This is a genomic window from Bacillus sp. ATD, assembly GCF_050585765.1.
Taxonomy (GTDB): Bacteria; Bacillota; Bacilli; order Bacillales; family Bacillaceae; genus Bacillus; species Bacillus stercoris.
This window is the reverse complement of record NZ_JBOBQH010000006.1, coordinates 130,122-143,989: the sequence shown is the minus strand read 5'-3', so window position 1 is coordinate 143,989 and position 13,868 is coordinate 130,122. Positions and strand designations below refer to the sequence as shown.

At 38.9% G+C, this 13,868-nt stretch carries 9 protein-coding genes and 2 pseudogenes; 5 read left to right on the top strand and 6 right to left on the bottom strand.

Going from position 1 to position 13,868, the window contains the following annotated elements; translation table 11 throughout:
• Nucleotides 1-87 precede the first annotated feature (87 nt).
• On the top strand, nucleotides 88-3,111 hold the full coding sequence (locus tag ACQXR1_RS15015) for an AAA domain-containing protein (protein WP_430772420.1): 3,024 nt from the start codon (nucleotides 88-90) through the stop codon (nucleotides 3,109-3,111).
• A gap of 100 nt (nucleotides 3,112-3,211) precedes the next feature.
• Here ACQXR1_RS15015 and fbp read toward each other — a convergent pair whose 3' ends face one another.
• The 3 genes from fbp to ACQXR1_RS15000 form a co-directional block, all read right to left on the bottom strand.
• On the bottom strand, nucleotides 3,212-5,137 hold the full coding sequence (gene fbp / locus ACQXR1_RS15010; protein ID WP_430772419.1) for a fructose-1,6-bisphosphatase: 1,926 nt from the start codon (nucleotides 5,135-5,137) through the stop codon (nucleotides 3,212-3,214).
• A gap of 206 nt (nucleotides 5,138-5,343) precedes the next feature.
• On the bottom strand, nucleotides 5,344-5,502 hold the full coding sequence (locus ACQXR1_RS15005) for a hypothetical protein (protein ID WP_282373863.1): 159 nt from the start codon (nucleotides 5,500-5,502) through the stop codon (nucleotides 5,344-5,346).
• Nucleotides 5,503-5,542: 40 nt separating this feature from the next.
• Nucleotides 5,543-6,082 (bottom strand): Pathogenicity island protein, encoded by a 540-nt coding sequence (locus tag ACQXR1_RS15000; protein WP_430772418.1) that lies wholly within the window; start codon nucleotides 6,080-6,082, stop codon nucleotides 5,543-5,545.
• A 264-nt stretch (nucleotides 6,083-6,346) separates the two neighbouring features.
• Between ACQXR1_RS15000 and ACQXR1_RS14995 the strand changes: the two genes are divergently transcribed.
• The 3 genes from ACQXR1_RS14995 (at nucleotide 6,347) to ACQXR1_RS14985 (ending at nucleotide 10,542) form a co-directional block, all read left to right on the top strand.
• The gene (locus tag ACQXR1_RS14995; protein ID WP_430772417.1) at nucleotides 6,347-7,360 is read left to right on the top strand and encodes a hypothetical protein; all 1,014 of its coding nucleotides are present in this window, start codon (nucleotides 6,347-6,349) and stop codon (nucleotides 7,358-7,360) included.
• Between the two features lie 256 nt (nucleotides 7,361-7,616).
• The gene (locus ACQXR1_RS14990) at nucleotides 7,617-8,510 is read left to right on the top strand and encodes a M48 family metalloprotease (protein WP_251233182.1); all 894 of its coding nucleotides are present in this window, start codon (nucleotides 7,617-7,619) and stop codon (nucleotides 8,508-8,510) included.
• 115 nt (nucleotides 8,511-8,625) lie between these two features.
• Complete coding sequence (locus tag ACQXR1_RS14985; protein ID WP_430772416.1) at nucleotides 8,626-10,542, top strand: 3'-5' exonuclease; 1,917 nt, start codon at nucleotides 8,626-8,628, stop codon at nucleotides 10,540-10,542.
• 86 nt (nucleotides 10,543-10,628) lie between these two features.
• On the opposite strand, the pseudogene ACQXR1_RS14980 reads toward ACQXR1_RS14985, so the two are convergent.
• Nucleotides 10,629-11,171 (bottom strand): annotated as a pseudogene (locus tag ACQXR1_RS14980) (GntR family transcriptional regulator); the annotation flags it as partial.
• On the opposite strand from ACQXR1_RS14980, the pseudogene bglA reads away from it, so the two are divergent.
• Nucleotides 11,168-11,652, top strand: a pseudogene (gene bglA, locus ACQXR1_RS14975) (6-phospho-beta-glucosidase BglA); the annotation flags it as partial. The pseudogenes ACQXR1_RS14980 and bglA overlap by 4 nt on opposite strands.
• A 102-nt stretch (nucleotides 11,653-11,754) precedes the next feature.
• Here the strand turns inward: bglA and ahpF are convergent.
• Nucleotides 11,755-13,284 carry an alkyl hydroperoxide reductase subunit F gene (gene ahpF, locus ACQXR1_RS14970; protein ID WP_014666062.1) on the bottom strand — a complete coding sequence of 510 codons (1,530 nt, stop codon included), beginning with the start codon at nucleotides 13,282-13,284 and terminating at the stop codon, nucleotides 11,755-11,757.
• Nucleotides 13,285-13,297: 13 nt separating this feature from the next.
• Complete coding sequence (ahpC, locus tag ACQXR1_RS14965) at nucleotides 13,298-13,861, bottom strand: alkyl hydroperoxide reductase subunit C (RefSeq protein WP_014666061.1); 564 nt, start codon at nucleotides 13,859-13,861, stop codon at nucleotides 13,298-13,300.
• Nucleotides 13,862-13,868 lie beyond the last annotated feature (7 nt).

Below are 13,868 nucleotides of genomic sequence, written 5' to 3'. Positions count from 1 at the left end.
TCAATCAGTTTAGGGATTTTTTACAGATACCAGTTGGATCAATTGAGGACAATAACCGAATGATGTTGTTAAAAATAGGAGGGAATTATGGGGAAGATAAATGTAAATTCTGTATTAAGGGCATGGCACTTAGTTGAGGCTTTATCACCAAGCGGAGTCAATGGTATAGGAGATGAATTGAGTAGAAGCCATTTTTTAGATGGTCAACAACGAAAGAAAACAGAACAAGTTCTTTTTTCTGAAAGGCCTTGGGAGAGGCATCAGTTGAAGGACTCTGAAAAAAATTTTATTCAATTTCGTTACTATTTAGGTTGCTTTGAGCAACATAAACTTGTTAGCTATCTACGTGATCTATTCCAAAATAATGAAGAAATGATTAATAGAGATCAGAAAATGTTATTTAGTATGTCTTTTTTAGTTGACCATACAGGCAAGTATGTAAAGGATTCTGCATTTGTACCTGTACTTATGTATGCGATGAAATTAATAAACGAACATCTTGAAGTGCCATATGATGATTTGATGACTACATTTCGAGATCAGTTGAGATTATTTGAGGAACAGGTTGATGCCATCTTTGTAAATGGAGTAACAGAAAAAGCCCTTAAGAAAGTACTTGGAGTATATGAACGGTATTTTTTACGAATAGATAATATGGCGCTTCATTATTTTGAGAAAGAAATTTTGAAGGTTGGACAAGATGGACGGGTAAATAATTTTCATAGCTTTTTCTTAGAGGACTTAGGAGATATTATCTCACAAGGAGAAAATGAAACACTACGGCAATTTATTGAAGGGGTAGATAATAGAACGAACATTGATGAAAATAGAGTTTTAATTGAAGATGTGTTGCAGCCTAAAAATGTACCTAACGGCAGGTGGCCGTCACCTGTTGAACATAGATTATCCTTAATGCAGCAAGTAGCTGTAAATCAAATTATAAATAACAATCAAAAGATAAGCTCTGTGAATGGCCCGCCAGGAACAGGGAAAACGACACTGTTAAAAGATATTTTTGCAAATCTCATGGTTGAAAAAGCAGAAAAAATGGCTTGTTTTGAAAACCCAGAAAAAGCTCTGAAAAAAATAAAGAAATTAGTTTTAGATGGCTATCATTATACTATTTATGAAATTGATAAATCTATTAATCAGTATTCTATGGTAGTGGCTTCAAGCAATAATGGAGCAGTTGAAAATATCTCAAAAGATCTTCCTAAAAAGAAGGAAGTTATACGTAAAGTTACAGATGAAAATGTATTTTCTTCTTATGAAAAAGCATATGCATTAGAAGCAGAGGAATTATCGATGTTTCCTTTTGCGGCAAAGGCTCTTCTAGGTGAAGAGACAGATGCTTGGGGACTATTCTCAGCATCTTTAGGAAAGTCGGAAAATATATCTCACTATTACAAAAAACTTTATTATAGAAATAATAACGAATTTGAACTATCATTCATCGAGCAATTAGAACGAGAAAATAAAAAAATAAGCTTAACAGATTGGAAGAATGCAGTAACAGATTTCCAACAAACATTGAAATCAGTTAAACAAAAGAAAGCAGAACTACAATCGTTATGCGAAATTTTTAAAAAATATAAGGATATAAATAATCAGTTATTGTTACTAGAGGCAGAACAAGAAAAGTTAGTATTAAAGACAGCTCATTATAAACAACAGAAACGGTTGTTAGAGAGAGAGTTTCACACGCTTTCTAAACCAACTTTGTTTCAAAGAATATTTCATACAAAAAGAAACAAATTATTACAGATGGAAGATCAACTGCAAAAAATAACTATGAAAATAGAAAATGAAGAAAAGGAATGGGATCTTTTGCAGATGAGATCGCATCAAATAAGGATGGAGTTAAAGAAATATAGGGATTCTATCAACAATAAATGCAAAAATCAGGGGTTAGTAATACCCGATGATAATTATTGGACCAATTCTCAAAGTGCATATGAATATAGGCAATTACATACTCCTTGGCTAACTGATGAATTGAATTTTGAAAGAGGGCTTCTTTTTTTAAAGGGAATGAAAGTCCACAAATTGTTTTTGATATTTAATTATAAAGCAATAAAATCAAGTTTGCGTTTGTTAAATTATCGAAGTAAGTTAGATTTAAATCAGACTGAGCACAGAATGTGGTTACAACATATGTGGGGTGTAATCCATTTAATCACACCCGTAATAAGTACAACCTTTGCCAGTGTTCGAACAATGTATAAAGGAGTTGGTCGTGATTTTATTCGTTACTTATTTATAGATGAAGCGGGACAAGCTACTCCGCAACAAGCGGCAGGCGCATTATGGAGGTCTCAAAAAGTTGTCGTTGTTGGTGATCCAATCCAGATTGAACCAGTTGTCACCATTGATCGAACAATATTAGGAGATATAAAAAAATTTTATGGTATTGAAGATCGGTTTATTGAAATAGGGAGTTCTGTACAATCACTGGCGGATGCGGCGAATCCATTTGGAATGTATAACAATAAAGGACAGTGGATAGGGATACCTTTATGGGTTCATAGGAGATGCTTAAATCCAATGTTTACAATCGCTAATCAAATTGCTTATGATAATAAAATGGTTTTAGCGATAAAAAAACAAGGGAAAAGCGAATGGTTTGACTGTAAGGGAGTAGCGGTTAATAAGCAGTTTGTAAAAGAGCAGGCAGATTTAGTTGCTGAAGAGATTTATCAAAAATGGGAAAATACATTAAATGCTCCTGATTTATATGTTATTACTCCCTTTACAGCAGTGAAAGATGGTCTCAGAAAAACAATTAAAAAGCGGTTAGCAGAATTAAATGTACCAAAGAAAATAGTAAATGATTGGACTCGAAGCTCAATAGGAACTACCCATACCTTTCAAGGAAAAGAAGCCGACACTGTTTACTTTGTAGTGGGGACAGATCAAAATAGTGATGGAGCGGCAAATTGGTCGTGCTCAAAGCCTAATTTAATTAATGTTGCAGTTACAAGGGCAAAAAAAGAGTTTTATATTGTTGGGGATTATGATCGTTTATCAAAAAAACAAAATTATAAATCGATTGCTGAGAATGTAGATCAAGTCATAAGACCTAACACTAATAGAAGTACTTTTCATGTTTGATAGTGAGCCTCTCAAAACCCTATTTTGAGAGGCTTTTTGTTGATTTATAGTCGATTGTAAAAATGGGCCCAAAGAATATAATCCCTGAACCCCACACCCCTCACTTCATATACCGATACTCCCGCAAACTCTCCAAAATCGCAACTTCCTGCAGCAATTCCTCACCCACATTCGTTTCCTTCACTTTCTTCCGCTCAAGCTCTTTGTCCACTAATCGTTTCACCGTTAAGACGTCGGTTCCGGTGCTTAGGACTTCTGCCTTGGAGTTGAAGTGTTTATGGGCGACGAGCTGCATGCCGTAGGAGTTGTATAGCAGCGTGTAGCCGGCGATGCCTGTTGTGGATTGGTAGGCTTTGGAGAAGCCGCCGTCGATGACGATCATTTTTCCGTTTGCTTTGATTGGGTCTTCTCCTTCGATTTCTTTTACGGGTGTATGGCCGTTGATGATATGGCCATGATCTGGATTGAGGCCGAATTCTGCCAGGATGTTTCGGCAGGTTGCCTCGTCTTCTCGTAAATAATAATACGGGTTTTTCTTTTCTTTATGTGTTTCCTTTTCTTTAATGAAATAGCGCTCAAATGTCGTCATGGCGCGTTTTCCGAAGAGGGAGGAATACTCGCCTGTCCATAAATACCAGGCCATATCAGTCGCCAGGTCATCGGTTTCTTCCGGGTGGGCAAACGCTTCCCGTAAGAATCGTTCAAATACATCGAGCAGCTCACGGCCCGCATACGGTTTATCCTCAATCATCATCGTTTCCATATTGCCGTTTTCATCGACAGGAATACAGCCGTGAATCAACAGGTTGCCGTTATATTTTAAATAAAGGCTGCCTTTTTTCATCATAAAATTCATATGGCGGCCCAGCTTTTCGGAATGCTGGACAGAGAATAGCAGCTTGTCTATGACTTCTGCTTCTTCTTCTAATAGCTGGTCAGGCTGCTCCGGATTAATCGTCGCAAAGCAGGTGTTTTCCAGTTGATATGTTTTTCCGTTTAGCGTGATTTCGTTTTTGTCGTAATCTATTTTCTCTAATAACAGCCGCTCTTCCATATTAAAGTTCGGCCGTCTCTTGATAATCGGGCTCTCAAGCTTGAATTGGATCATCGCAATCGCTTGATGGATTTTGGTGATTTGCTTAATCTCATCCTCTGGCCTGTTGTCGTCTGCTTTTGGACGGAACGCTGGATTATCGTCATAATATTTTTCGGCCAGGTTCAGCAGCGGTCTCAGGTTAATGCCGTACACATCTTCAATAATATCCAGGTTGTCGTAGCGGGCACAGATGCGGATAATATTGGCCAGGCACACTTTGGAACCGGAGTAGGCGCCAATCCAAAGGACATCGTGATTTCCCCATTGAATATCGACAGAATGATAGTTAATCAGTTCTTCCATAATTCTATCCGGCTGCGGTCCGCGGTCGTAAATATCGCCGACAACATGCAGATGGTCGACCACCAGCCGCTGAACGCTGTAAGCAAGGCCGGTGATCAGCTTATCGGCTTGGCCAAGCTCAATGATCTGCTCAATGATTTCGGAGTAATATTGCTCCTTGTTGCCAGCTTGTTCTGTTTTGTATAGCAGTTCCTCCGTAATATAAGCAAATTGGGCAGGCAGTGCTTTGCGCAATTTGGAGCGGGTATACTTGGAGGAGCAATATGAAACGAGCTTAATCATTCGATTAATCGTTTCTTTATACCACTCGTTTAATGCCGGTTTCGCATCAAAGTCATGTTTGATTAACTTCAATTTGTCTTCCGGATAATAGACCAATGCCGCTAATTCATCGATTTCTCTATCGTAAATGACACCGCTGAAGATGTCGCGTATCTTCTCTTTGACTCGTCCTGAACCATTGCGCAGCACGTGCTGGAATGCCTGATATTCCCCGTGCAAATCACTGACAAAATGCTCAGTGCCTTTTGGCAGGTTCAATATCGCTTTCAAATTAATGATTTCTGTTACCACTTTTTCTTCACAATCGTATTTTTGCGCGAGTAGATCTAGATACTTGCTTTCCAAAATCGTCCATCCCCTTTTTAGAATAAACCCCTATATATGATCATGTGCATGATAAGGTGAATTTAAAAGTATGACATTGTTTTTCTTCATTGGACCTTTATATGATAGTACCGCATAACTGCTTTTAGAGACAATTGAAACGAGTGGATAAAGTGAAACACAAAAAAACCAGATGTCAAATCTGGTTTCCTGTTCAAAGCAAACTATTATTGTTTTTCTTTCAACATCTTGATAAAGAGGAAAAAGATAATGAATACGATAAAGTAGTTCATTGGATTCTTAACGATGCTCATCTCCAGGGAAATCTGTAAGAGTATCCAGAGCGCAAAGATGGCTAGTATTGCAGGAATGATGATTTTGTACATGTCGACCACCTTCCATAGTTAATGAAAGAAGAGTTCTATATTAGAAGCAAGATGCAGCAGCCCCTGTCATCGCACCGCCAACAGCGCCGGTAATCGCACCAACAGCGCCAGCCCCTACAGTTCCAATACCGGGGATTGTGACTGTTCCTACGGCAGCTCCTGCAAGACCTAGTGTACCTCCACCTGTTATCGCACCGCCGCCAGTACCTAGAATACATTTTCCAACGGATTGAGTGCTGATTGTACGGCTAGTTTGTCTAGAGTCTTGGTTTACAACTTTGATCAAAACGCCATGATCAATTTTTTCGTATTGAAGTGTAACAGGATCACCATTTTTGTCAGTTGAGCTTTTAGGGAGAACTTGTTCTTCGCCTGTTACATGATCTTTTAATATTGCATTTCCATCAGCAAGCTGAACATCTGCATGATCGAACGTCATCTTCAGCTCACTATCGTTGAGGTTTTCAACTATGTATGTAGCTTGGGATTCTGTAGCATCCGCTGCAATGGGTAAAACCGGGAGGGATAAGGCACCTACTAGGAATACCAAGGCCGCCAATTTTACTGTGGTTAGCTTCATTATCCTTCTCCTTTGGTTGCCATACTAACAGAGATATTTTTCCTGTTAAATCCTTATATATAAAAATTACTGAATTTCATTACATTGAATCCTCCAAAAGTCTTCAGACGTTGGTAGGTCTTTTTGTTTTCAATATTTAATGGTTAAACAAACAATTTCTTAGTATATAAGGTAAGAAATCGAATTTACATAAATGGGTAATGCATTGACGATAAAATCGCTTCAATATATAATTTGGAAATAAAATATAGGAGGATAGCATGGATGTTTAGAAAACCAAAAGTCTTAATAACGGCGGTTGTCTTAGCTATAAGCAGTTTAGCTGCCACAACTGTATACGCTCAATCCGGTTACTTTAACACGTATACAACTTATACACCTTTATCAAAATCAGGGTATTTTACTGCGATGCAGGGAATGTGTGTGGATCGCAACAATAATGCTATTTATGCAGCAAAACTGAACAGCGCAACTCAAAAAACTCAATTATTCTCTATTAAAATGAGCAGTACATCGAGTAATAGAACTGTTACACTACTTAAAAATTCAGACACAAATAGTACTAGTTATGATTTAGGTCACGCTAATGATTTAGCTGTAAAAGCATCTGCAGGTGATAAAAACATAAGCGTTTATGTTGCTCCAATGTCAGATGGAACTAAATATGTCAATAAAATAATAAAACTGAGTGTAGATACAACAAAGAAAACATACAAAGTTGCCAAAACTTATGTTTTGAATTATAAGGGTTCTAATTTATCTGTAAGTGGCATTACATATTCTGTCGGAACAGATAAATTTATCGTTAGATCAGGAAAAAGGTTTTTCGTTGGTACATTTAATGATAAAACTGGACGATTTGACTATGAGGCTACTTTTAAACTCAATTATACGAAAGCTATAGTAAATAATAAGATAGAAGATGTTTCTAAATACATCCAGCAAGGGATTTCCTTCTATCAAGGAACCTTATATGTGCCGCTTTCAAAACCAGATGCAAATGGAAATGCCTCTAATGTTAGCATTATATTAACGTATCCTTTGGATATAAATAGTTTGATTAAAGAACAAAAAGCAACTCAAACAGCTGACTTTTCGAAAGAATTGTTCACCCGTAACAACTTATCTTTCCGGATTACCAGCGGTGCCTATACACTTTTTGAAATAGAATCTGTTGATTTTGATGATGGCACGTTATACTTTAATACGAACCGCGGAAACAAAGGAACACAAGAAGATATGATCGCAACATTTAATAATTATAATTATTATAAGTAAATGACGTATTCTATATTAGGTGCAAGAGAGATACTCTCTTGCACCTTTTTTAGGTAGCACAGATGTCTAGAGGATTCAGCTCTATACATTCAGAAGTTGCTAGGGATTCTTAAACTGAAGAGGAAAAGAGTATTATAAGAACCATGTTATAAAGCCAGAGCGGCTTTAATGATTGTATAAAATGTGCCCTCTTTACAATTTTATCCTAAATGCCGATAATATAGAGTGTCATCATTTATTAAAGAAGGTGATTAGCTTGGAAGTTAGAAAATGTAAATTTAACTACACGTACATTGGTTGGTCATGTCTGACTGTTTTTATTTCTATCTTTCTATTTAAAACTGTTTTTCCTGTGAAAACTTTTCAAGCGACTTGCTTTATTTTATTAGTTTATGGGGTTTTCTTTATTTTAAATTACGGTTTTTTTGGAGATTGGAAAAACAGAATTAGAATGGGCTTAAGACGTCCGGCAACCCTGTATGAAAAGCAGTATCTTTCAAACATCAATGATGAAGTTTATCGTAATGTTCAAAGACAGTATCCAACCTTAAAAAAAGCGGATGTTTTCGTTATAAACCATGCTGATATCAATGCTGTTGCATTAGGATTTAAAACAATAGGAATTACGAGCGCTGCGATGAATCACTTAACTGAGGGACAGTTGAAAGCAGTTGTAGCGCACGAATATGGTCATTTAGCTAATAAAGATACTCTTCACTTTACTTTATTTAACGCAGGCTTTGCTGCTTTAACTGCGGCATTGTTACCCATGTATATTATTGGATTTTTTCTTTCTCTTATTTTCGCATTCTTTGAAGGTTTTTTAGGCGGTTCAAATGCTACGGTTACAACAGGACTATTTAAGTTATTCTTTAAAATGGTTAATTTGGCTCAAGTGCAATATTTTCGTATTGGTTTTTATTTTGTTAACTTTGGCAGCAGGGATTTTGAGTATAGAGCTGATGAAGTTGCAGCTAAAGCAGGTTATGGCCAGGAACTTCTTTCATTTTTTTATGACTTAGAGCGTGAAAATATTGAGTCGAGAAAAGGATTTTTAGCTTTATTAGCTTCGACTCATCCTTATACAGCTTATCGTATTGAAAATATTGAATCATTTATTTCCAGAGAGCCGGCACAAATTGATATATAACTGAAAGCATCCTTCATAATAAGGATGTTTTATTTTTAGCACAATTTCCTTTATTTTACTTGAGAGTTTCCGATAATTTAAATATATGATATTTCAGATAAAGGAGTCGGTAAAAATGGCCATAACGGTACCTGAATCAATTCGAAGCACGGCCACAGCGGGAGAGAGGTTATTGTTTCGTACACTAAAGGAGCATCTACCAGATGATTATATTGTTTACTATGAACCTGAAATTAAAGGTGTACGTCCTGATTTTGTTATCATTGGGCCTGACTTAGGATTGCTAGTGCTTGAAGTCAAGGATTACACGAAAAATACGTTTTATCATTTCACTAAAGATGACTGGACCATTCGGAATTCGTCTGGCGATCTGCATAGTGTAAAGAGTCCATTAAAACAAGCTAGAGAGTATGCATTTAAAATAACAGATGTACTAAAAAAAGATAAAAATTTAATATATATGGAGGGTAAATATCAGTTTAAACTGAAATTTCCATATGGCTATGGTGTAGTGTTTACGAGGTTAGATGAAGTTCAACTACTTGAAAAACAAGTGTATGAAGTGATTGATCCAGAATTTATTTTAGCTCGTGATCAAATAGATCCCGACAGCGACCAGTTTTCTGAAGAAGTGTTAATAGAAAAATTGCTTCAAATGTTTCATGTTCCATTCCAACTGAAAGATCCCCTTACATATGAAGATATAAACACCATTCGTTACTATCTGTTCCCTGAAGTTCGTCTTGGGGCAGAGTTTAAAGAACCTGTTCCGTATCGCGATCAGCTCCTCTTATCACTACGTGATATAAAAACAATGGATCTGCATCAAGAAAATATGGCTAAGCAAATTGGTGATAAGCACCGGTTAATTCGTGGTGTGGCTGGCAGTGGCAAAACTTTAATTTTGGCCAGCCGTGCAAAAATGCTAGCAAAGAATCACCCAGGTTGGAAGATATTAATTCTCTGTTTCAACATTTCTTTGGCGCAAAATATAACTCAAATGGTTCGGTCTAAGTATGCTGATTTAGAGAACTTAATTGACCCTATATATATCGAAGAAGGAAAATATGAGGAACCCCAAGTTCCTAAGAATGTGCAGATTTTTAATTTTCATCAATGGCTCAAGAAAGAACTTAAAACAAATCCGTATAAGATAGATCAATACATTGAACAACTAGAAAACGGCAAGGCAATCTCTCCAAAGTACGATGCCATTTTAATCGATGAGGGCCAAGACTTTGAAGGGAATTGGCTTCATTTGGCTAGCTTATGTTTGAATCCTGAAACGAAATCATTACTTTTGGTAGAAGATAGAGCACAATCTATTTATGGCAGTAAGAGGAGCTATGTAAAAGATACAGGACTGGATTTCAGAGGAAGATCCAAAATATTAAATATCAATTATCGAAATACATCTCAAATTGTTTCGTTTGCTTGGAATTTCTATGAGAAGCATTCAGCCTTAAAAAACAAAGTTAAACAGGGACAGACAGAAGGTGTGGAGATTATCTCTCCTAAAAGTACAAAACGTAAGGGACCGGAGCCTGCCATATTAAAGTTTGATACGATTGGGGAAGAAATGAGGGTGATTGCTAAACAAATAGTAGACCTCCGTGTAGAAAAAAGAGTTCCTTATTCAGAAATTGCAATTCTTTATCGAGTAAAGAGGACGAAAACATGCAACGTTGTTCAAGCGATACAAAGAGCACTTCAGGCAGAAGGAATTCCATATAACTGGATTGCGGAAAACGAGGTCACTAAGCGTAATTTCAATCCAGAAGAAGACACAGTCAAAATCTGCACGATTGATAGCAGTAAAGGACTTGATTTTCAGGCTGTTTTTTTAGTGAAAGCGGATCTAATGCCGTTTGAGCTTGAAAAAGATAAGGAAAGGGACGTGTCTTTGATGTACATTGGTATGACTCGTGCGAAAGAATACCTTTGTATTTCTTATTCAGGTGTTTCTGAGTTTACAAGTTATTTTGATGAAATGAAAACGGATGATGTACAAGTTGTACTAGAACATAAATAAACACCAAGGCTTTCACTCGTAAAAAAGAACGAATTTACACAGAAAAGACCGAGAATGAATTTTCTTGGTCTTTTCAATAATTGGCTTTACAGCAAAAAACTATTAGCCTGCACCACAAACTGCGACTGCTTATAATTATACGAAATCTTCGAGTAATCAAACGGCTGCCCATTTGTCAGGTGAAAAATACTTTCTATATACAGCTTCGGCAGTCCAGCCTCTAACCCCAAATATTCCGCTTCCTCCTCATTAAGCTGGTCCACGTGCAGAAACAAATCAGAAAAACCAATCTTCAACCCCAGTCCTTCCCGGATGTAATGGAAGATGGAGTGGGAGACGATTTCGTTGTTTAAATACGTCACGATCGATTTGTTGTAGTAAGACTCTTCGTAGCAAAGGGTCTGGCCGTTGATGTAGCGGACCCTTTTGACATAGTAGATGTCCTCGTCCATTCCGATGTTCAGGTTTTCCGCCGCTTCCGGTGTTGGCTTTCTCACATCCATTTCGATGACTTTTGAGGTGACGTTGAAATCCTCGAGGTCTTTTTTAAATCCCTGGTTGGACAGGAGGCTGAGGTAGCCTTTTCGTTTGTGCTTTCTGACGAAGATGTCGCTTCCTCTGAGCTGAAAACGATGTGAAAAATGATAATACGGGCGATATTGTCAACGGCGGCTTGCTGAATGGGTCGAAAATCCGTACATCACATCGAGTGACTGGGGATGGGCGATTGATCCAACCGGGCTGAGATATACGTTAAATCGTTTTTATGACCGATACCAAATTCCGTTATTCATTGCTGAAAACGGCTTTGGCGCGGTGGATACGCTGGAGGAGGACGGCAAGATCCATGATCAGGAACGAATTCAATATTAGAGATCACATATTGAAGCACTGGAAAAAGTGGTCACGTACGATGGTGTGGATTTAATCGGCAACACGCCGCGGGGCATTATTGATATTGTCTCCTTCACAACTGGCGAAATGAAAAAACGCTACGGCATGATCTATGTTGATCGTGACAATGAAGGAAACGGATCCATGAAGCGGTATAAGAAAGATTCCTTTGAGTGGTACAAAAACGTCATTCAAACGAACGGCGAGGAACTATAAGAAGCTGGCCCGAATTTACCGTAGTGCCTGGTTCGGGTTTTTTCTGTAGAAAAAGAAAAATCCGCTATCCTGCCAATCTGGCAATATAGCGGATTTCTTATATTAGTTACGGATTAGGTAATCAAACGCGCCGAGAGCGGCAGTTGCACCTGAACCCATAGAAATAATAATCTGATTGTACGCACTGTCTGTGCAGTCGCCGGCAGCAAATAAGCCAGGTACGCTTGTTGCGCCGTGTTTGTCGACAATGATTTCGCCGATGCGGTTGCGTTCAACCGTTCCTTCTAACCATTCTGTGTTTGGCACGAGACCGATTTGGACGAATACACCTTGGAGTTCAACGTGTTTTTCTTCCCCTGTTTCGCGGTCTGTGTATGTGATGCCGTTAACGCTTTGATCGCCTGTGATTTCTTTTGTTTGTGCATTTTTTACGACAGTGACGTTTGGCAGGCTGTAGAGACGTTTTTGCAGGACTTCGTCTGCTTTCAGTTCTGGCGCGAATTCTAGCACGGTAACGTGATTGACAATACCTGCAAGGTCAATCGCTGCTTCGATTCCAGAGTTTCCGCCGCCGATCACCGCAACGTCCTTGCCTTCAAACAATGGCCCATCACAGTGCGGGCAGTATGCGACACCTTTGTTTTTGAACTCTTGTTCACCAGGTACGTTGACATTGCGCCAGCGTGCACCTGTTGAAAGGATCACTGTTTTACTTTTCAGGACAGCGCCGTTTTCGAGTTCAAGCTCGAACAGATCTTTCTTCTCAAGGCGTTTCGCACGCTGAAGGTTCATGACATCAATATCATATTCCTTCACATGCTCTTCAAGACTTGCCGCCAGCTTCGGTCCTTCCGTCGCTTTGACGCTGATGAAGTTTTCGATGCTCATGGTGTCGAGAACCTGTCCGCCGAAGCGCTCAGCGACAACACCAGTGCGGATGCCTTTACGTGCAGTGTAGATCGCTGCACTTGCACCAGCAGGTCCGCCTCCGACAACAAGAACGTCAAACGGCTCTTTGTCAGCAAACTCAGATGCATCTGCGCCGCTGCCCATTTTCGCAAGAATCTCTTCAAGCGTCATACGGCCGCTTCCGAACGATTCGCCATTCAGGTAAACGGTCGGCACTGCCATAATGTTTTTGCTTTCAACTTCTGCTTTGTATGCTGCACCGTCAATCATCGTGTGCGTAATGTTCGGGTTCAGCACGCTCATCATGTTTAAAGCTTGTACAACATCAGGACAGTTATGGCATGTCAGGCTGATATAAGATTCAAAGTGGTATTCACCGCTGATCTTCTTCACCTGATCAATGACTTTTTGGTCTACCTTAGGCGGTCTGCCGCTCACTTGGAGCAATGCCAATACTAATGATGTAAATTCGTGGCCCAGAGGGATACCGGCGAAAGTCACGCCAGTGTCTTCTCCGACACGATTGACACTGAAGCTTGGCGTTCTGTTTAATTCAGCTTTTTCAACTGAAATTTTAGATGACATGGAAGCCAGCTCATCAACGAGAGCCAGCATGTCCTTAGAAGTGTCATCTTCGCCTGCGCTAACTTTGAGAACAATGTCATTCTCAATTAGCTGCATATATTGATTTAATTGTGCTTTGATATTTGCATCAAGTACCAATTGAATGCACTCCTTAGATTTTACCTACTAGATCAAGGCTAGGTGTAAGAGTTTCGCCGCCTTCTTCCCATTTAGCCGGGCAAACTTCGCCTGGGTTTTGACGAACGTATTGAGCTGCTTTTACTTTGCTGATCAGGTTGCTTGCGTCACGGCCGATACCGCCCGCATTGATTTCTACAGTTTGGATAACGCCATCTGGATCGATGATGAATGTTCCGCGGTCAGCAAGACCAGATTCTTCGTCAAGAACATCGAAGTTGCGAGAGATCGTTTGAGATGGGTCACCGATCATTGCGTAAGTGATTTTGCCGATTTTTTCAGAGCTGTCATGCCAGCCTTTGTGTACGAAGTGAGTATCTGTAGAGATAGAGTATACTTCAACACCTAATTCTTGAAGTGCAGCGTATTGGTTTTGAAGATCTTCAAGCTCAGTTGGGCATACGAAAGAGAAATCTGCTGGGTAGAAGCAGAACACGCTCCATTGGCCTTTCAAAGATTCGTTTGTTACATCGATGAATTCACCGTTTTTGAATGCTTTTGCTTCGAATGGAAGTACTTCTTTACCGATTAAAGACATAATGTAT